The following is a 19,966-nucleotide window of genomic DNA, read 5'->3' on the forward strand; positions in this document are numbered from 1 at the left end:
TTACTTTTCTTTATTAGAAATAGAAGACGATCCATTAAACTGTTTCTTTTCTGCATAATCAAATCCTTGTTTCCACCATTTTTCCATTAAAGGCTTACTAAAAATTAAAGAATTTTCTGTTAACTGTGTTGGTGTGTAGTATAAATTAAGCTTTACTTTTTTCTGAATTGCAGCCAGTTTTCCAATCATGATATCATGATATTCTAATTGATCTACAACATGCCCAAACAAATTCATCATTAACGAAAACGGATTTTGTCCCAAAACCTTATTCTCCTTCATTTGTTCAGATTCTAAAATAACAGCATCTATTTCTGTTGCTCCTCGTTTTATAGCTTCCTGAATAGGTACAACGCAAGAAAATCCGCCATCGGCGTATTCATACCCATTTACTGTTGCAATAGACATAAACGGAATGTAATTACAAGAAATCCAGATCCATTCACAAAATTCCTCATACGAAAACTCGTGTATAGACTTATATTCAACCTTACCTTTAGAAAGATTTGTAACCGTTACAACAACATCCGATTTTGTTTTTTTAATCTGATTAAATTCCTGTAAAGTCAAGTTTTTTCTAATATTCCGCTTAAGAGATTTACTTTCTCCAAACGTACGTTTACGTTTTATAAACTGAAGCAAGGAATTCACATAATTAATAGAAACATATTCCCGATCTCCTTTTTTATGTTGTACAAATGGACTCACACTAAAAATATCTCTCTGAGACACATTTGTATAAATGTCATACAATTTATCTAAATCTCCCGTTGCTAAATGCGGAATAAGTAAACTTCCTGTAGAAGTCCCTAAATAAATATCGTATTCTCTTTTTTTTTGTTCAATTAAATACTGCGCTACACCGCCTGCAAAAGCGCCTTTGCTTCCTCCTCCAGAAATTACTAATGCTCTCATAATTTTGTCTCTACGTTCTCAAGTGTATTTATAATTGAAGTGTACTCTGGGTTTTGCTTTAAAGCAGATAACATGTGCTTCGCTGTTTTACTTAATCGCCAATTATGATGATGTGTGGCTTGTATAATATTTGAAATAGAAGTTTCTGTGTATAACTGAAGAGCATCTATATAACTAAACGCTAATTCTCTGACTTCAAAATCATATTCTGGTCCCGAATAACTAACTATTTCATTTAAATACTGCTGATTGTTCTCTGGTTTAAATTCAGGTGTAGAAAGCGCTAAGACCAACCATAATTGTCTAATATTTTTAGATTTAAAACCTATATAATCTTTAGTATACTCTAAATAGTCTGAACGCCGATCTGGAAAATTTACCCATAAATTATACAACGCCATTTCTTGTGTTTGATACGATTTATCGTCTAAAAAGGTCTCGTAAGTTGCTTGCAGTTCTAAAGGGATTTTAGATAACATTTGCGCTACAGTTTGTCTTACCTCTACTCCATTCTTAAGTATTAAATCTTCTGTTATTAATTCCGGATGCGTTTTTAAGAGTTCTTGCTTTTTAAAATAGAACTTAGCAGGATCTACCAAAAAATTAGCATCATGTTCTGCCATACAATCTAAATGTTCCAATTGTTTGATATAAAAACTCATCTCGTCTTTAGGATTATTCAAAATAGATTCCATAGGAAACTCTACAGTGTTTAACCATAAATTAAAAAAAGCATCTAAATTTTGCCCGCTAACCGCTTCTGCTTCCTTTATAAAATCTTTACTTTCTGCATTCTTAAAGGCATGAGCTTGTACATAGCGTTTTACTGCTAATCGAAACGCATTGTCTCCTATTTTAACACGTAAAGCATGTAATAACCAAGCTCCTTTTTTATAAAAGGTTGTACTACTCGATTTCGGATTTAATAACGCTGTACTTTGTCCGCTTTTATCTTGCGCTTCAAGTTCTTTTGCATATTCATACATCCGCATTTTATAATAATCGTCTCCAAAAACATCGCGTTCTGCCAACAATGCATAATAAGTAGCAAATCCTTCTTGTAACCAGTGATGCGTTCCAGACGTTTCTGTTACCAAATCGCCAAACCATTGATGTGCTAATTCATGCGCATTAACATTTACATAATTACGGTCTACAAAACCAATATTATCTACCAGATAAGCATCAGAAAAAATAGTTGCACTGGTGTTCTCCATTCCTGCATATAAAAAATCTGCTACGGGAATTTGTTTGTAGTTCTCCCACGGATATGCCACACCTATTTCAGACTCTAAGAAATTAAAAATCTGTTCGCTATACCTGTACGTTGGTTCTACTTTTAGCGAATCTTCAGGATAATAATACAATTCTTGAGTTATTCCTTTTTTAGAACACAGTAGTTTCTTATTGTATTTACCAGCAGCAATTGCAAACAAATAATTACTCATAGGTTTACTAGAAACATAATGCCATGCTGTTAACACATCTGTTTCTGTTTTACTCACTAACTCACCGTTTGCAATAACACTATACTTTTTAAGAAAATTTACAGTAAGATCTAGCGTTGTTTTTTCATTCATATCATCAAAACTCGGCAACCAATTACTAGTATATTTCCCTTGTCCTTGTGTCCAAACTTGAGCGCTTCCATTGTATTCCCAACCTACAAAATACATGGCTTTTTTAGGGTGCGCAATATACTTTATACTAAGCTTATTATTGTCACTTCTTTCAAACGGAACCAGCAACCAAAGCTTTTTTCCGTCATTTTTAAATAAAATTTCACGTTTATTAAGCATCACTTTAGAGATTTCCATCTGCTTAGCATCAATAAAAACGGAATCGGTTGGGTTTAAAACATCAAAAATGTATGTTACATCTCCTGAAATTTCTTTCTGAATGGGATTAATTATTACATTCGCAGTAATCGACTTAAAATCAACATCATCAATTTGTTGTCCCCATAACAGACTACTAAATGTGCTTAAAAAAAGGTATAAAAAATACTTCATATATTAAATATAGCAAAGGTTTTAGTAAAATTGATAAAATTTAAGGTTTTATGTTTCAAGTATAAGAATTATCTTCGTTTTTATGAATTCCAAGCTTCAGACCCCCATAGACTACTTAAAAGGTGTTGGCCCAAATCGTGCCGATTTACTGAGAAAAGAACTTGGTATACACACCTATCAAGATTTAATTAATTTATTTCCAAATCGGTATTTAGACCGAACGCAGTACTACAAAATAGCCCAATTACAGCGCAATAATGCCGATGTACAAATTACAGGACGAGTTGCAGGACTAAAAGAAGTAACACAAGGAAAAAAGAAACGCTTAGTAGCCACATTTAAAGACGATAGTGGCGCCATGGAATTGGTTTGGTTTCGTGGATTTAAATGGTTAAAAGAAAGCATAAAACTAAATACAGATTATGTAATATTCGGAAAAACGAATGCTTACGGAAACACATTTAGCATGCCACATCCAGAAATGGAACTGCTAGAAGAACATGAAAAAAATCTGCGTTCTGCGATGCAACCGGTTTATCCTTCTACTGAAAAACTATCGAATAAAGGAATTACAAATCGTGTGCTTAGTAAAATAATGCAACAATTATTTCTTGAAACTCATGGTAAATTTGAAGAGACTTTATCTCAAGATCTATTAACGGAATTAAAATTAGTTTCTAAATCTGAAGCGCTATTTAATGTCCATTTTCCAAAAAACCAAGAGCTGTTAGCACGGTCACAATTCCGATTAAAATTCGAAGAATTATTCTACATTCAGTTGCAATTAATTCTGAAAAATTTAATACATAAATCAAAAATAAAAGGGTTTCCTTTTGATCAAGTTGGCGAACATTTTAATACCTTTTTTAAACACCATTTACCTTTCAATTTAACTAATGCACAAAAGCGTGTAATTAAAGAAATTCGAGCAGATTTAGGGAGTAATGCACAAATGAATAGGCTTTTGCAAGGCGATGTAGGATCTGGAAAGACTATAGTGGCACTCATGTCAATGTTAATCGCACTTGACAACGGATTTCAAGCATGCTTAATGGCGCCTACTGAAATTTTGTCAGTCCAGCACTTTAACGGATTAAACGACTTATGTAAAGAACTAAACATCAGCATAAAACTACTAACTGGATCAACCAAAACTTCAGATAGAAAAATAATTCATGAAGCTTTAGAAAATGGAGAATTAGACATCTTAATTGGCACACATGCATTGCTTGAAGACAAGGTTAAATTTAAAAATTTAGGCCTCGCAATTATAGATGAACAACACCGTTTTGGAGTCGCACAAAGAAGTAAATTGTGGCAAAAAAACACAATTCCTCCTCACATTTTAGTGATGACGGCAACACCTATTCCTAGAACATTAGCCATGTCTGTTTATGGCGATTTAGACATCTCTGTAATTGATGAATTACCACCAGGAAGACGCCCCATAAAAACGGTTCACAGGTTTGATTCTAATCGCTTAAAAGTATTACGTTTTATTAGAGATGAAATAGATAAAGGCCGTCAGGTTTATATTGTTTATCCGTTAATTCAGGAAAGCGAGAATATGGATTATAAAGATTTAATGGATGGCTACGAAAGTATCTCTCGAGATTTTCCTTCTCCAAAATATCAGATTTCTATTGTGCATGGAAAAATGAAACCTGCCGATAAAGAATTTGAAATGCAACGTTTCATTAAAGGAGAAACACAAATAATGGTAGCCACTACCGTTATTGAAGTTGGAGTAAACGTACCCAATGCTTCTGTAATGATTATTGAAAGTGCAGAACGTTTTGGATTATCGCAACTCCACCAATTACGTGGTCGTGTTGGACGTGGTGCAGAACAGAGTTTTTGTATTTTAATGACTAGCCACAAACTGAGTAGCGATAGTAAAACACGTTTAGAAACTATGGTAAGAACTAGCGATGGTTTTGAAATAGCCGAAGTAGACTTACGTTTACGTGGCCCAGGAGATATTATGGGAACACAACAGAGTGGTGTTTTAAATTTAAAAATTGCCGATATTATAAAAGATAACGACATTTTAAAACTAGCACGCTTTCATGCTATAAAAATACTAAAAGACGACCCAAGACTTATTAAAGACCTGCATCGTCCTATTTTATTTACCTACCAACAATTAGCCAAATACAAGAATATCTGGAATTATATTAGTTAAACTATTCGTTTTGTAATTCTGAAATAAACGATTCAAATTCAGACTTATATTCATCGTAAGAAGCTCCTGTTGCTGGCCCATTAAACCCAGTATGAATTCTTCTTACCACACCTTTCTTGTCTACATAAATAGCCGTTGGGTAAGACAAAATATGGTTTAACATTGGTAATTTTTCCTGAGCTGCTTCCTTATCTGTAGATCCGTATTGAGCTAATAAAATAGGATAAGGAATGCCTAATCTTGATTTTAAACGTTCTATGTTTTTAAATGCTTTGTCTTTAGTTTTAGAATATTCGAAAGCCAACCCGATAAAGGCAATATCTTCCGTTTTATGAGATTTTAGGTATTCTACAAAATATTTACTTTCATCTAAACAGTTCGGGCACCAAGTTCCCATAAGCTGCACAACCACAACTTTATCTTTAAATTGCTCATCAGACAAAGACACCATCTTTCCTGTATGGTCTGGAAAAGTAAACGCTAAAGCATCAAATCCTGGTTTTAAAAAGGTTAAAGAATCTGCATCTGCCAATTCAAATTCAGCATTACGTTTTGCTACAAAAGGCTCTTTATAATGATTTCCAGAATAAAACGTTCCAGACATTGTACTATCGGTTACTTGGGCTGTAAAAAGAAAAGCATGAGCCCCATCAAAAGCAGACAATTTCATGGTATTCCCTTCCATAGTTCCTTCTAAAAAGCGATAATCTCCAGTTGTCGTTCTAAAAGTTCCTGTAACAGTATTTCCATCCTGCTTAAATATACCTTTAGATTTATATAAAACCTCTAAACTATCTGGACTAAATGTTGTTTCCCAATTGCCTTGTACATTAACAGTGGCATCTTTAGTGCTTTCAAAACGATTGGAATTACCAAATACAGCCTTAAATGGTACAGAACGGTCTAAGACATCTATAATAAAAAGACCTTCAATGGTATTTTCATCAACAAATTTTGCTTTTATATAACCTTCAAAAACAGGTGGTTTAATTGTTATGCTATCATTAGAATAAGTAATCTCATCAACCTTAATCTGTTCTTCAGCATTAAAAATAGTTAATAGTGTATCATTTATCACTTCAAAATTAAATGGTAACACTTCATTATCTTGAGTTTCTAACGTGGCTCTCCACGTTCCTGTCTTTAATTTTTCTGAATGAGATTGTTCACAATTAAATAGACATAAGGAAAAACATAGCAATAAGAAATAGCGCATAAAATATTTTTTTTAATAGTAATCGAAGAAACACAAAATTCCTTACAATAAAAAACATTTTACAATTTTATAGACGTTGAAGTATTACTATCTTTGCCCTTTTAAGAAAACACGCTTTACATGAAGATTTCATATAATTGGTTAAAACAATTTATTAAAACCGACTGGTCTGCAGAGCAAACCGGAGAACTTTTAACAGACCTTGGTTTAGAGGTTGAAGGTATAGACGCTTTTCAATCTGTAAAAGGCGGTTTAGAAGGTATTGTTGTAGGAGAAGTATTAACTTGCATACAGCATCCTAACGCAGACAGATTAAAAATTACCACTGTAAATATTGGCGAAGAGCAACCTGTACAAATTGTTTGTGGAGCTCCAAATGTAGATGCTGGGCAAAAAGTACCTGTAGCAACTATTGGAACAACATTACACACCGAAACTGGTGAAGCTTGGACAATTAAAAAAGGTAAGATTAGAGGTGAAGAAAGTTTTGGGATGATTTGTGCGGAAGACGAACTTGGCTTAGGACAATCTCACGAAGGTATTATGGTTTTAAATGCTGATTTAAAACCCGGAACACCTGCTGCCGATCTTTTTGATGTAGAAAACGATTTGGTTTTCGAAATTGGTTTAACTCCAAACAGAGCAGATGCCATGAGCCATTATGGAACCGCTCGCGATTTAAGAGCTGGTTTACTTCAAAAAGATATTCATGCCGAATTAATTACACCTTCTGTAAGTGCTTTTCATGTAAACAACAGATCGTTTCGTGTAGATGTCGATGTGCAAAATAAAGAATTAGCGCCTCGTTATTGTGGTGTTAGCATCTCGGGAGTTAAAGTAGAAGAATCTCCAAAATGGTTACAAAACCGTCTTAAAGCTATAGGTTTAACACCTAAAAATAATATTGTAGATGCAACAAACTATGTGCTTCACGATTTAGGGCAACCACTTCATGCATTCGATTTTAATAAAATTTCTGGTCAGAAAGTAATTGTTAAAACTGCAGAAGCCGGAACTAAGTTTACAACTTTAGATGGTATTGAGCGTACATTACATGAAGATGATTTAATGATTTGCGATGCAGAAAAACCAATGTGTATTGCTGGTGTTTTTGGAGGCGAAAAATCTGGTGTTACAGAAAACACATCTAATGTATTCTTAGAAAGTGCTTATTTTAATCCTGTAAGCGTAAGAAAAACAGCAAAACGTTACGGACTTAATACAGATGCATCTTTTAGATTTGAAAGAGGTATAGACCCTAACTTATGCGAATATGCATTAAAGCGTGCTGCATTACTTATTATAGAACTTGCTGGCGGAGAAATTTCTAGTGACATTATAGATTCTTACAGTAATAAAATAGAAGATTTTCAAGTGCGTTTAAGTTTTGATAATGCAAAACGTCTTATTGGTGAAGAAATTCCAAAAGACATTATTAAACGTATTTTAATGTCTTTAGATATAAAAATAAACAACGTTACAGAAACAGGATTAGGATTAACCATTCCTGCTTACAGAAACGATGTACAACGTGAAGCAGATGTTATTGAAGAAATTCTAAGAGTTTACGGTTATAACAATGTAAAAACATCTGAAAAATTAGAAGCTTCTATTTCTAATTCATCTCGTTTTGAAGATCACAAGCTTCAAAACATTATTGGAAACCAACTAGCTGCTCAAGGCTTTTTCGAAATCATGGCCAACTCATTAACATCGCCAGATTACGTTGCTTTAAGTGAACAATTACAAGCCGAACATAACATTAGCATGCTAAACCCATTAAGTAACGATCTATCTGCCTTAAGACAATCGTTATTATTTTCTGGTTTAGAAGCTGTGTCGCACAACATAAACAGAAGACGTCCGCATTTAAAGTTTTTTGAATTCGGAAAAACATACCACCAGTTTAACGAAAACAGAGAAGAGTTTAAACATTTATCGCTTTTTGTTACCGGAAACAAAGCTTCTGAAACTTGGAACGCTGCAGCTCAAAAAAGTGATTTCTTTTATATGAAAGGAATTATTAATACCGTTTTAGAACGTTTAGGTTTATCTAAATACAGAACCTCTCCTATTTCTAACGATATTTTTAGCGAAGGTTTACAATTTGGATTAGGAAAAACAAAGCTTGTTGAATTTGGAATAGTAAAATCTAGCATTCTAAAACATTTTGATATTTCTCAAGAAGTTTTATTTGCCGATTTTAATTGGGATGCCATTATAGATTTTGCGAAGCACAATAAAACTAAATATTCTGAAATAGCTAAACACCCAGCAGTGCGTCGTGATTTTGCTTTACTTTTAGACAACCAAGTTACTTTTGAAGAAATATTTACTATTGCAAAACAAACAGAGAAGCAACTTTTAAAAGATGTAAACCTATTTGATGTGTATCAAGGTAAAAACTTACCTGAAGGTAAAAAAAGTTACGCTGTGAGCTTTATTTTACAAGACGAAAACAAGACACTTAACGATAAACAAATTGATAAGATTATGTCTAAACTACAATCTAATTTTGAAAACAAATTAGGTGCAGAGTTAAGATAAGTACGCTCTAAATATATAACATGAAAAAAGCCTGCAAATGCAGGCTTTTTTTGTGTCAAAAATTAAAGAATAAATTTAAATTACTTTTACGTTTATTGCGTTTAATCCTTTTTTTCCTTCTTTTAATTCAAATTCAACTGTATCTCCTTCTTCGATTCTGTCAATTAAGCCAGAAACATGAACGAAATATTCGTTGCTTGAACCCTCTTCTGTTACAAATCCAAATCCTTTAGATTCGTTGAAGAATTTTACTGTTCCGTTTTTCACTGTATATAAGATAATGTTAATAGATATAACAAATTTAAGATTATCTACAGCTTGACAAAACAAATCGCCAAGTTTATTTTGCACTAAAAACGAATATGTTATCCTTGAATTATTTCAGTATAAAGCATAAAAAAACCCATCAATAAATTGATAGGTTTAAGATCATAAAAAGTATATATACTTAAGAAAGTATTAGATTACTTTTACATTTACTGCGTTTAATCCTTTTTTACCTTCTTGTAAATCGAATTCTACTGCATCACCTTCGCGGATTTCATCAATTAATCCAGAGATGTGTACGAAATGTTCTTTGTTTGTGTCGTCTTCAATAATGAATCCAAATCCTTTAGAGTCGTTAAAGAATTTTACTGTTCCTTTGTTCATTGTAAAATATTAAATAATTATATTGATACAAATGTAAGGTTATTAATGAGATAACCCACACCTTTTTGCTTTTATTTTTAAATAAAAAAAAAAGCGTCTATTTACGGGCTTTTTTGGATGTGTTTTAAAAAGTTGTATCTTTAATTGTAACTAAATTTAAAATTATGGATGGCTCAAATTATATAAAGGTATTTACAGGGAGTTTTATTATTACTCAGTTTATTGTAGATAAGCTTGAAGCTGTTGGTATTAACGCCATTGTAAAAGATGAGAGCGAGTCTGGAAGACTAGCTGGCTTTGGTGCTTCTATACAAGGCCAACAGGATTTATATGTAAATAAAGAAGAAGAAAAAGCGTCTTTAGCTATTATTGAAGCTGTTTCGTCTGATTTAGAAGCATAAAAAAACCCTGAAAGCTCAGGGTTTTTAATACTTATTATTTTAAAAAATATATTTTAAACAGCGTACATTTTGTTACGCTGTTCTTTTGTTTTAGAATCTTGCATGTATTCATCAAACGTTGTGTAACGATCTATAATACCACTTGGTGTTAATTCTATTACACGATTTGCTACAGTCTGCGCAAATTCATGATCATGTGTAGAAAATAACACGGTTCCTTTAAAATTAGTTAACGAGTTATTAAAAGCTGTAATACTTTCTAAGTCTAAATGGTTTGTTGGTTCGTCTAACATTAATACATTAGCTCTAACCATCATCATTCGGCTTAACATACAACGTACTTTTTCTCCTCCAGATAATACATTAGATGTTTTTAAGGCTTCTTCTCCACTAAAAATCATCTTACCTAAGAAACCACGAACATATACTTCTTCACGTTCTTCTTCTGTAGTTGCCCATTGGCGTAACCAATCTACCAAACTTAAATTATTATTAAAGAATGCACTATTGTCTAACGGCAAATAAGATTGAGATGTTGTAACTCCCCAAGAAAACGAACCTGAATCTGCTTGTTCTTTATTATTTAATATCTGATAAAAAGCTGTAGTTGCTCTAGAATCTTTAGAGTACACAACAACTTTATCTCCTTTATTTAAGTTTAAATTGATATTTTTAAACAACACGTCTCCATCTATTGAAGCTGATAAATTTTCGATATTTAAAATCTGATCTCCAGCTTCTCTATCGCGATCAAAAATAATCGCAGGATAACGTCTACTAGTACGTCTAATATCTTCAATATTTAATTTATCAATCATTTTCTTTCTACTTGTTGCTTGTTTACTTTTTGCAACGTTAGCAGAGAAACGACGAATAAACTCTTCTAATTCTTTCTTCTTTTCTTCAGCCTTTTTATTTTGCTGTGCATGTTGTCTTGCTGCTAATTGAGAAGACTCGTACCAGAATGTATAATTTCCTGAGTAATGATTAATTTTAGCAAAATCGATATCAGAAATATGAGTACAAACAGCATCTAAAAAGTGTCTATCGTGAGAGACTACAATTACACAGTTGTCGAAATTAGCAATAAAATGCTCTAACCACGTAATGGTTTCGTAATCCAAGTCGTTGGTAGGTTCATCCATGATTAAAACATCAGGATTTCCAAAAAGTGCTTGTGCTAATAATACACGTACTTTTTGTTTACCATCTAAATCTTTCATTAAGGTATAATGAAATTCTTCACTTATCCCTAAGTTAGATAATAAAGCAGCAGCGTCGCTATCTGCATTCCAACCATTCATTTCTTCAAACTTAACCTGAAGCTCACCAATTTTTTCAGCATTTTCGTCTGTATAATCAGCATAAAGAGCGTCAATCTCTGTTTTAATTTTAAAGAGTGGTTTGTTCCCTATTATTACGGTTTCTAAAACAGTATGCTCGTCGTATAAGTTGTGGTTTTGTTCTAAAACCGACATACGCTTACCTGCCTCTAAGTGAACACGTCCTGAGGTTGGATCTTGCTTGCCTGCAATAATATTAAGAAAAGTAGATTTTCCAGCGCCATTAGCACCAATAATTCCGTAGCAATTCCCTTGATTAAAAACCGTGCTTACTTCATCAAAAAGGACACGCTTTCCAAATTGTACGGAAAGATTTGAAACTGATAACATATATTAAATTTTAATTTGCTGCAAAAGTAGAAAAATAACATTCATTACACGAAAGAAATAACATCTTAATAAGATTTAACAGCCTATTAACAGCCCAAGTAGACCGCTTCGCATATTTTTGTTACTAACGATCTTATCTTAAAATTAAGAGCGCACCTATTTATGAAGCATCTTTATATTATTATTTTACTTTCAATTTGTTTTACAGCTTGTAAAAAAGAACAAAAACAAGACCTAAATTCTTGTGCGTTTTTAGGAGGAGAAATTATAAATCCTAGCGATAGATATGTTATAATTTCTAAAGAAAATAATGTTTTAGACACTGTTACTTTAGACAAAAAAAATCGCTTTTTATTTAAAATTAATCCTGTAGATCCAGGTTTATATACCTTTTCTCATGGTGGAGAAATTCAGATGATTTTTCTTGAACCAAACGATAGTATTATTTTTAGACTTAATAACTTAGATTTCGACGAATCTCTAGTCTTTACAGGTCGCGGTGCTAAAGAAAACAATTATTTAATTAATTTATTTTTAAAGAATGAAGAGGTAAATCATAAAATTTTAAAAATGAGCCAAATGGCTCCTAAGAAATTTGAACATGAACTAGACTCTATTAAACATGCTTTTCAAAAACACTTAAATAAATTTGAATCTAAATACAACACCTCACCTTTATTTAATGAAATAGCACAAGCCAATATAGATTATAATTTTTATGCACAGAAAGAGCTTTACCCTTTTACATGTTACAGAAATACAGAATTAAAAAACTTTGAAGCTTTACCAGAAGATTTTTATGATTACAGATCTAAAATAGATTACAATAATGAAAAATTAAAAAATTACTTTCCTTATTATAATTTTTTAAAATATCACTTCAACAATATTGCCCTTCAAAAACATTTTTGTCATTCTAGCGATAGTATTTTTAATAACAAATCTTTAGATTATAACTTAGATAAAATTCAGCTTATAGATAGTTTAGTGACTAGTGACTCTATTAAAAATCCGCTTTTAAAATTTGCAGCTTTTAGATATATTAACTCTTCTAACAATGTAGACGACTATACGCCTTTTCTAAACTCTTTCCTTAAGAAAAGCACTTCTAAAAAGAATAACAAACAAATAAAAACACTTATAGAGTCTTTAATAGAACTTAAACCTGGAAACACATTACCTAATACTTTAGTGACCAATAACCAGGGAAAAGAAATTCATACAACCGATTTTATAAAAGGACCTACTGCAATTTATTTTTGGTCTTTTAATATGGAAAATCATTTTATAGAAAGTCATAAAAAGATTGAAGAATTAAGAAAAAAATACCCTGAGATAGATTTTGTCGCAATAAATATTGATAAGAATGAAGCGAATTGGATTAACTATTTAAAATCTCACCATTATCCTACTAAAAATGAATATCACTTTATACATCCTGATATCTCTAAGCAAATTTTAGCCTTAAACTCTATTAACAGAGTAATGCTAATTAACAAAAACAGCACAATTGTAAATAGTAATGCAAATATGTTTTCTAAGCATTTTGAAGTCGAATTATTGGGACTGATTAATCAATAATTTAAAACAGAAAAATCTCAAATTTTACATTGAGATTTTTCCTTAATTAACAATAAAAAAAATAACTATATTTTTATTTTGTACCGTTTAAAAACTTAGGTTTTAAAACTAACATCGCCCAAGCCCAGTTTTGCAAACTAGCAGCATCATCTTTTGCAACACCTTTTAACTCATACATGCCATCTGCGGCAAACATTTGAGAGTAACCTAATTTTAAAGCATAACCTTTAAACTTTTTAGCATAAACTAAATCTAGTTCTGTACCTAAAGACTTCTCCCCGCTTGCTAATTCCTGTTCTCCACTAAAATTTAAAACTTTAACTAATAAACTAGAAGTCTCATTAAGTTTAAAGTTGGCACTCACATGCACGTCTACTAAACCAACAGAATTTGCATGATTTCCCACATAAAAATAATCCATAAATCCGTTAAATTTATGATTGGTTCCATATAAAGGAAAGAATGCTCCAGTTTCACCTGCATCTGCATCGTTACCGCTTATAACCTCTACTCCCGCACCTAAACCAATCTTTTCAGATAATTTATAAGTAGCCTCTAACCCTAATAAAAATGCACCTTTTACACTTAAATCGTTAACACGCTCTCCTGCTTGCAAATAAGCATTACCTGACAGTCCAAATGCACCTGATTTATAGTTTAAATGTGTTCCTACTGTTTCTAAACTACTCACTCCAAAACCACCATAAGTTCTCGCTCCATCTACCATTTCGAAATTTTGAAACGTATTATTCATAACTAATAAACTTGCAGAAAATGTACTCCATTCCTTTTTTAAATATCCATATTGCATGGCTTTATATGTGAAGAAATTTGGATCTTCGGTATATTCATTTCCAGTGCTAACATATCCACTTATATTACTTGTATAGCTATCAAAATCTTGATTAAAAGCTAAACCAACATCAAACATTAAACCATTTTTTTTATAACGTAGTAAAGCTGCATCGTGATTACGTCCCATTTGTGCCCAATCTAAACCTCCCATAATACGCTGATCGTCGTAAGACAAAACTTGACGCCCAATCTTTGTTGAAAAACCTGAGCCTAAATTAATATCTGCCCAAGCTTGAAAAATAGCAAACGAATTATTTGTATCTACAGTATTAATTTGTCTATTTTCTCCCCATACCAACACATCTTGCATGCTTAAATAAAAGGTATAAGCTTCTGTTTTAAAACCTGCATTTAAACGTGCTCTTGTACTAATTGAAAACGCTGGTTCTGCACCATCGGCCATAACACTTCCAAATCCGTGTCTATATTCAGCTCTTGGCCTAAACTCTCCATCTAATGTAAATTGTGCTTGAGCGACTTGTAAACTTCCTAAAAAAAGTGCTAAAATTATTAATTGCTTTTTCATTTTCTATTTATTTTTTTGGTTGATTGTTTTTATTTTATTTAATGCTCTAAAAAATCTATTAAGTGTTTTCTGTACGTGTAATAATCTTTGTGCTCTAGCACAGATTTTCTTGTTCTAGGACGTTCAAACTCTATATCTAAAACATCTCCTATTTTTGCTTTTGGTCCGCTAGTCATCATTACCACACGATCTGCTAAAAAGATAGCTTCATCAACATCATGCGTAATCATAACTGCAGTAATTTTTTCTTTATTCCAGATTTCTATAAGTATGTCTTGAAGTTCTCCTCGTGTTAAAGAATCTAACATTCCAAAAGGCTCGTCTAATAATAACACCTTTGGCTTAATAGCAAATGCTCTTGCAATTCCCACACGCTGCTGCATACCTTGAGATAAATCTGCTGCTTTTTTATGAAAAGCATCTTCTAAACCTACCTTTTGTAAATAGTATTTAGCAATATCATTTCGTTGTGCTTTTGTCGCATCTGGAAACACCTGATTAACACCTAACAATACATTTTGAAGCGCCGTCATCCAAGGCATTAAACTTGGAGATTGAAAAATAACACCACGATCTGGACCTGGACCTTTTATTCTATTTCCTAAAACAGAAATGCTACCTCCTGTAATTTCATTAAGGCCAGCAATCATAGATAACATTGTTGTTTTTCCACATCCAGAATGCCCAATAATGGTTACAAATTCTTCCTTCATAATTTTAAGATTTAAATCTTCAAGCACCACATAATCACCTTTAGGTGTTGGGTAAACTTTTTTAAGCTGATTTAAATCTAACATCACATTTGCTGAAGGATAAATAATACCATTTTCACCTTCTAAAACTGGACTTTTTATAGTTGTTAATTTTGTATTCATGTGTATATTTTTAGAAATGTCCGACAAAGCTTTTTGGTTGTAAATCTGGTAATATGTATTCCTTCTGTGTTTTAGATTTTCTCTGATTTCCTATATCCATTAAATACTCAATAATAGCATTTCGTGTAGATTTAAAATTAGGATTATCGTTTAATGCTGTTTTATCACGCGGACGTTCAATATCTATTTTAAACTCTGGACCTAAAGTTGCATTTGGGCCCGGGCGTAACGGAATAATTCTATCCGCCATATAAATCCCTTCATCAACATCATTAGTTATTAATAACGCTGTGCGCTTTTCTTTTCCCCAGATATTTAATATTTCATCTTGAAGATTTCCGCGTGTTAATGCATCTAGAGCACCTAAAGGCTCATCCATAATAATCATTTCTGGTTTCATTGCTAAAGCTCTCGCTACAGCAACGCGCTGTCGCATTCCTCCAGACAATTCTTTTGGACGTTTATTTATTGCAGGCGTTAAGTTTACCATCTCTACATAATCTGCAACAAGTGCATGTAATTCTGATTTACTTTTCTTAGGAAACACTTCCCGAACCGCCATGTAAATATTTTGAGCGACAGTTAACCATGGTAATAAAGAGTAATTCTGAAAAATAACACCACGCTCATGACTTGTTCCAGAAACAGGAACTCCTTTAAATAAAACTTCACCTTTTGTAGGTTGAATTAATCCGTTTATTAAATTAACTAAGGTTGTTTTTCCGCTTCCTGTAAACCCTACAATGGCAACAAACTCTCCTTCTTCAATAGATAGATTTATATTTGAAAGCACCTCAACCTCATCATCTGCATGACCGTATGTTTTACATATATTATTTAATTCTAAATACGCCATATCTTAAATTTATCAGATTAAATTCCTTCGTTTTTATTAAATGAAACTGCATTTTGAATGGTTAACATGATTCTATCTAATAAGAACCCGATAATACCAATAACAAACATGGCTACGATAATTTTAGAATTTGAATCGTTAGCTCCGTTTTGAAATTCTTCCCATACAAACGATCCTAAACCTGGACTTTGTGCTAATAACTCAATAGCAATTAACACCATCCAAGCGACAGATAATGTAATTTTTAATCCGGTAAATATTAAAGGCAAAGACGATGGCAAGATTACTTTAAACACTTTTTGAATAGGACCTAATTTTAAAACCTTAGCAACATTTATATAATCTTTATCTACAGAAGACACCCCCATTGCTGTATTTACTAAAGTTGCCCACATAGAACATAAGCCTACACTTATAAATGAGATAATAAAAGAACTATCGTCGTTAGAATATATTAAAAGCGTTTTTACAATCATGAAAACCAACAAGTACCAAACTACAGGAGATACAGGTTTAAAAATTTGAATAAACCAATTAAAAGCACTTCGTAACGTAGGACTTAACCCTATTAAAACACCTAATGGTACAGCGATAATTAATGCAAGTAAAAACCCTGCAAACACCGTTTTTAAACTCATAATAATTTGATCGATAAACGATGGTCGTCCTGTATATGTTATATGCTCTTGGCCGTTAGCCTCGCGCTTAGCATTTATAGTCGCTGTTTTTTGTATAAATGCTTCTTTATCGTCGCTTATAGCTCTGTGGTCTTTTAATAATGATTTATAAGAATCCCAAACCTGACTTGGAGCAGGTAATGTATTAGGCTGACAACTCACATCTCCCGAGGCAATACATGCTTTCATGTCATCGGCAGCAGCTTGACCTTGATCTGTTAGTGCTTTTTCTATTTTAAAATTAGCTTCTCTTTGAAATAAAGCTTTTGCTCCTAAATGCCACAATCCTATAAATAATAAAATAGACGCTAGAGGAACAATAACTTTTCTTAAAAAGCTTATAAAATCTTCTCTCTCTAAATTTCCAGTGAATAAGTCTTTTAAAGTCGTTAAAAAACCTAATCCCATAAATTTACCAACACGCTCTAAGGTTATGCTCTGCTTCATGATTATATACTTTTATGAATATTAATTTTTAACGCTTTATTTTAATTGATCCTTATTTCCTATAGAAAAACTATTAATGTATTCTATTGGTTTTTTAGCATCGTAAACTGTACCATCTATAAAATCTGTAGTTGCTGGTTTATACCCATCTGTGGTTGGAATATCTTTTGCTGGAATCTGTCCTTCTTCTACTAAAAGCGCTGCTGCTTTTTCCCAAATATCTGGTCTGTAAATGTCCTTAATTGTTTCTCCATACCAACTTGCTGCTTTTGCTTCTGGAATTTGTCCCCATCTACGCATTTGCGTTAAGAACCAAACACCATCTGAGTAAAACGGATATGTTGCATTATACTTATAGAATACATTAAAGTCTGGCATATCGCGCTTGTCTCCTTTTTCAAACTCGAATGTTCCCGTCATAGAATTTGCAATAACAGCTTCATCTGCACCAACATATTGAGACATCGATAATATTTTTACTGCTTCTGCTCTATTTGAAGGTTCATCTAACCATTTCCCAGCTCTAATTAAGGCTTTAGTTACTGCAATAGCCGTGTTAGGATTATCCTCGACAAACTTTTTAGTCATTACAAATACTTTTTCAGGATTATTTTTCCAAATATCATAATTGGTTACAACTGGAACACCAATACCTTTAAATACAGCTTGCTGATTCCATGGCTCTCCAACACAGTATCCATAAATTGTTCCTGCTTCTAAAGTTGCAGGCATTTGTGGCGGAGGCGTTACAGATAATAAAACCTCTGCATCTATTTGTCCTTGTACGTTTTCTTTGGTATACATTCCGGGATTAATTCCTGCTGCTGCTAACCAATATCTAATCTCGTAATTATGAGTAGATACAGGAAAGACCATTCCCATTTTAAAAGGTTTACCAGAATTTCTATATTCCTCGATAACCGGTTTTAAAGCATCTGCTTTTATTGGATGAACAGGTTTACCATCTGAATCTGTAGGAACATTTGGTTTCATTTTAGACCACACATCATTAGATACCGTAATAGCATTTCCATTTAAATCCATAGAAAAAGTAGTCACTAACTCTGCTTGTCTTCCAAATCCTGCTCCAGCAGCAATTGGTTGCCCTGCTAACATATGAGAACCATCTAATTGCCCATCTATAACACGGTCTAAAACATTTTTCCAATTAGATTGAGCTTCTACAGAAACAAATAATCCTTCATCTTCAAAGAATCCTTTTTCTTTCGCAATAGCTAAAGGCGCCATATCTGTTAATTTTATAAAACCGAATGTTAATTGAGGCTTCTCTATATCTAAAGTTTTTGTTTTAGATATTTCTTCTACAACTTCTTCTGTTACTGGTTTTTGTTTTTCTTTTCCTCCACAAGATCCAAGCATAATTGCTAATGGAACAATGAATATTGATTTTCTAATTAGTGCTTTCATAGTATAGCGATTTTAAATATTAAGTATTAATACTTAGTTTTAAACAAATATATAAGTAGTTATAAATATAACACATGATATACTCCATAAACAAAACACTTTTTACAACACATTAAAACATGACAAAAAACATATTTTACATATAACTAACTAAAATAAAGGTAGTTGACTAAAAACAGCAATTAACTAGAAACTAAAAAAAATAGATATAACTACGTAAATATTAAGATACTCACAATACATATCTTATAAGTATTTAAACTTTTAATAAAGGGAAACACATCTTATTGCTTGTAAATAAAAAATAAAGGGAGAACTATGAATAATTAACTATCTAGAAAAAAATTATGAGCACTAATCTCTTTTTTAAGAGCATCTATATTAAGAATACCTATTTTCTTACCTCTAGCTATAATTAATTTTTCTTTCTTTAAAGCTGAAAATATTCTAATAATTTGCTCGTCTGAAGTCCCGGTATAATCAGCGTATTCTTTACGACTAAGCGGAAGATTTATAAATCCGTTTGTAGATCCGAATTTTCTATTAATATAAAGTAACATATCGGCGACACGTTCTCTAACCATCATTTGAGATAATGATTTTACCTTAGCCTCACTTTTATTAAGCTCGTTAGCATAGAACAACATCATATCGTAAGAAAAGCGCGGGTTTTCTAACAAAACATCTTGTAACATTTGTTTAGAAAAGCAACATAAAACCGAATGTTCTAAAGCAATTGCTCCTATAGAATAACTGTCTCCTGTACCAAAACCACGGTGTCCAATAATTTCGCCTTCATTAGCAAAACGCACAATATGTTCTTTACCATTAATACCAGTTCTAAAGACTTTTACTTTTCCTTGTTTTACAAAATACAAACCATTAACAGGAGCACCTTCAATAATAAATTGTTGCCCTTTTTTAATTTGTAACGTCCGTTTCTGATTTACAAACTTAGAATTAGAAAGCGTTTGAAGATTTCGTTTAATTAAACATGTTTTATTCATGCATACCTCGCAAGACACACTAGATGGAGTCTTATTTTGAAAAGTTGAACGCGAAGTATTTAAAGTCATTAAATTAAGTATCTATTACAATAATAAGTAATAATACTTAGTTTT

16 protein-coding genes are annotated in these 19,966 nt (G+C 32.3%); 4 read left to right on the top strand and 12 right to left on the bottom strand.

Features of this window, described 5'->3' with window-relative positions:
* Together GQR95_RS15455 and GQR95_RS15460 are read right to left on the bottom strand one after the other, a co-directional pair.
* On the bottom strand, window positions 1-915 hold the full coding sequence (locus GQR95_RS15455; protein WP_159023992.1) for a patatin family protein: 915 nt from the start codon (window positions 913-915) through the stop codon (window positions 1-3).
* Window positions 912-2,927, bottom strand: a complete 2,016-nt coding sequence (locus GQR95_RS15460; protein ID WP_159023993.1) for a M1 family metallopeptidase — start codon at window positions 2,925-2,927, stop codon at window positions 912-914. The genes GQR95_RS15455 and GQR95_RS15460 overlap by 4 nt, the downstream gene beginning before the upstream one ends.
* A gap of 82 nt (window positions 2,928-3,009) precedes the next feature.
* Here GQR95_RS15460 and recG point away from each other — a divergent pair, with 82 nt between their 5' ends.
* On the top strand, window positions 3,010-5,112 hold the full coding sequence (recG, locus tag GQR95_RS15465; RefSeq protein ID WP_159023994.1) for an ATP-dependent DNA helicase RecG: 2,103 nt from the start codon (window positions 3,010-3,012) through the stop codon (window positions 5,110-5,112).
* 1 nt (window position 5,113) lies between these two features.
* Here recG and GQR95_RS15470 read toward each other — a convergent pair whose 3' ends face one another.
* Window positions 5,114-6,328: a TlpA disulfide reductase family protein gene (locus GQR95_RS15470; protein ID WP_159023995.1), complete on the bottom strand. Its 1,215-nt coding sequence runs from the start codon at window positions 6,326-6,328 to the stop codon at window positions 5,114-5,116.
* Window positions 6,329-6,448: 120 nt separating this feature from the next.
* Here GQR95_RS15470 and pheT point away from each other — a divergent pair, with 120 nt between their 5' ends.
* Complete coding sequence (pheT, locus tag GQR95_RS15475) at window positions 6,449-8,875, top strand: phenylalanine--tRNA ligase subunit beta (RefSeq protein WP_159023996.1); 2,427 nt, start codon at window positions 6,449-6,451, stop codon at window positions 8,873-8,875.
* A 75-nt stretch (window positions 8,876-8,950) separates the two neighbouring features.
* Here the strand turns inward: pheT and GQR95_RS15480 are convergent, their stop codons facing one another.
* Together GQR95_RS15480 and GQR95_RS15485 are read right to left on the bottom strand one after the other, a co-directional pair.
* Window positions 8,951-9,142 carry a cold-shock protein gene (locus GQR95_RS15480; protein WP_159024346.1) on the bottom strand — a complete coding sequence of 64 codons (192 nt, stop codon included), beginning with the start codon at window positions 9,140-9,142 and terminating at the stop codon, window positions 8,951-8,953.
* Window positions 9,143-9,334: 192 nt separating this feature from the next.
* Window positions 9,335-9,526, bottom strand: coding sequence for a cold-shock protein (locus GQR95_RS15485; RefSeq protein ID WP_038528380.1), 192 nt, complete (start codon window positions 9,524-9,526; stop codon window positions 9,335-9,337).
* A 164-nt stretch (window positions 9,527-9,690) separates the two neighbouring features.
* Here GQR95_RS15485 and GQR95_RS15490 point away from each other — a divergent pair, with 164 nt between their 5' ends.
* A complete protein-coding gene (locus GQR95_RS15490; protein ID WP_159023997.1) occupies window positions 9,691-9,927 on the top strand; it encodes a DUF2007 domain-containing protein in 237 nt (78 codons plus the stop codon).
* Between the two features lie 53 nt (window positions 9,928-9,980).
* Here GQR95_RS15490 and GQR95_RS15495 read toward each other — a convergent pair whose 3' ends face one another.
* A complete protein-coding gene (locus GQR95_RS15495) occupies window positions 9,981-11,600 on the bottom strand; it encodes an ABC-F family ATP-binding cassette domain-containing protein (RefSeq protein WP_159023998.1) in 1,620 nt (539 codons plus the stop codon).
* Between the two features lie 162 nt (window positions 11,601-11,762).
* Here GQR95_RS15495 and GQR95_RS15500 point away from each other — a divergent pair, with 162 nt between their 5' ends.
* The gene (locus GQR95_RS15500; RefSeq protein ID WP_159023999.1) at window positions 11,763-13,181 is read left to right on the top strand and encodes a thioredoxin-like domain-containing protein; all 1,419 of its coding nucleotides are present in this window, start codon (window positions 11,763-11,765) and stop codon (window positions 13,179-13,181) included.
* A gap of 73 nt (window positions 13,182-13,254) precedes the next feature.
* Here GQR95_RS15500 and GQR95_RS15505 read toward each other — a convergent pair whose 3' ends face one another.
* The 6 genes from GQR95_RS15505 to GQR95_RS15530 form a co-directional block, all read right to left on the bottom strand.
* On the bottom strand, window positions 13,255-14,562 hold the full coding sequence (locus tag GQR95_RS15505) for an alginate export family protein (protein ID WP_159024000.1): 1,308 nt from the start codon (window positions 14,560-14,562) through the stop codon (window positions 13,255-13,257).
* A 38-nt stretch (window positions 14,563-14,600) separates the two neighbouring features.
* Window positions 14,601-15,437: an ABC transporter ATP-binding protein gene (locus GQR95_RS15510; protein ID WP_159024001.1), complete on the bottom strand. Its 837-nt coding sequence runs from the start codon at window positions 15,435-15,437 to the stop codon at window positions 14,601-14,603.
* Between the two features lie 10 nt (window positions 15,438-15,447).
* A complete protein-coding gene (locus GQR95_RS15515) occupies window positions 15,448-16,293 on the bottom strand; it encodes an ABC transporter ATP-binding protein (RefSeq protein ID WP_159024002.1) in 846 nt (281 codons plus the stop codon).
* A 17-nt stretch (window positions 16,294-16,310) separates the two neighbouring features.
* Window positions 16,311-17,417, bottom strand: coding sequence for an ABC transporter permease (locus GQR95_RS15520; RefSeq protein ID WP_199269616.1), 1,107 nt, complete (start codon window positions 17,415-17,417; stop codon window positions 16,311-16,313).
* Between the two features lie 36 nt (window positions 17,418-17,453).
* Window positions 17,454-18,845 carry a CmpA/NrtA family ABC transporter substrate-binding protein gene (locus tag GQR95_RS15525; RefSeq protein WP_159024003.1) on the bottom strand — a complete coding sequence of 464 codons (1,392 nt, stop codon included), beginning with the start codon at window positions 18,843-18,845 and terminating at the stop codon, window positions 17,454-17,456.
* A 326-nt stretch (window positions 18,846-19,171) separates the two neighbouring features.
* Window positions 19,172-19,852: a Crp/Fnr family transcriptional regulator gene (locus GQR95_RS15530; RefSeq protein ID WP_199269617.1), complete on the bottom strand. Its 681-nt coding sequence runs from the start codon at window positions 19,850-19,852 to the stop codon at window positions 19,172-19,174.
* Window positions 19,853-19,966: the final 114 nt, after the last annotated feature.

The sequence above is a fragment of the Formosa sp. L2A11 genome, assembly GCF_009796865.1.
Lineage (GTDB): Bacteria > Bacteroidota > Bacteroidia > Flavobacteriales > Flavobacteriaceae > Formosa.

What these genes read in the sequence shown, in the direction of transcription:
- GQR95_RS15455 (WP_159023992.1), bottom strand. Translation starts at nt 915, where the DNA reads ATGAGAGCATTAGTAATTTCTGGAGGAGGAAGCAAAGGCGCTTTTGCA.
- GQR95_RS15460 (WP_159023993.1), bottom strand. Translation starts at nt 2,927, where the DNA reads ATGAAGTATTTTTTATACCTTTTTTTAAGCACATTTAGTAGTCTGTTA.
- recG (WP_159023994.1), top strand. Translation starts at nt 3,010, where the DNA reads ATGAATTCCAAGCTTCAGACCCCCATAGACTACTTAAAAGGTGTTGGC.
- GQR95_RS15470 (WP_159023995.1), bottom strand. Translation starts at nt 6,328, where the DNA reads ATGCGCTATTTCTTATTGCTATGTTTTTCCTTATGTCTATTTAATTGT.
- pheT (WP_159023996.1), top strand. Translation starts at nt 6,449, where the DNA reads ATGAAGATTTCATATAATTGGTTAAAACAATTTATTAAAACCGACTGG.
- GQR95_RS15485 (WP_038528380.1), bottom strand. Translation starts at nt 9,526, where the DNA reads ATGAACAAAGGAACAGTAAAATTCTTTAACGACTCTAAAGGATTTGGA.
- GQR95_RS15490 (WP_159023997.1), top strand. Translation starts at nt 9,691, where the DNA reads ATGGATGGCTCAAATTATATAAAGGTATTTACAGGGAGTTTTATTATT.
- GQR95_RS15495 (WP_159023998.1), bottom strand. Translation starts at nt 11,600, where the DNA reads ATGTTATCAGTTTCAAATCTTTCCGTACAATTTGGAAAGCGTGTCCTT.
- GQR95_RS15500 (WP_159023999.1), top strand. Translation starts at nt 11,763, where the DNA reads ATGAAGCATCTTTATATTATTATTTTACTTTCAATTTGTTTTACAGCT.
- GQR95_RS15505 (WP_159024000.1), bottom strand. Translation starts at nt 14,562, where the DNA reads ATGAAAAAGCAATTAATAATTTTAGCACTTTTTTTAGGAAGTTTACAA.
- GQR95_RS15510 (WP_159024001.1), bottom strand. Translation starts at nt 15,437, where the DNA reads ATGAATACAAAATTAACAACTATAAAAAGTCCAGTTTTAGAAGGTGAA.
- GQR95_RS15515 (WP_159024002.1), bottom strand. Translation starts at nt 16,293, where the DNA reads ATGGCGTATTTAGAATTAAATAATATATGTAAAACATACGGTCATGCA.
- GQR95_RS15520 (WP_199269616.1), bottom strand. Translation starts at nt 17,417, where the DNA reads ATGAAGCAGAGCATAACCTTAGAGCGTGTTGGTAAATTTATGGGATTA.
- GQR95_RS15525 (WP_159024003.1), bottom strand. Translation starts at nt 18,845, where the DNA reads ATGAAAGCACTAATTAGAAAATCAATATTCATTGTTCCATTAGCAATT.
- GQR95_RS15530 (WP_199269617.1), bottom strand. Translation starts at nt 19,852, where the DNA reads ATGAATAAAACATGTTTAATTAAACGAAATCTTCAAACGCTTTCTAAT.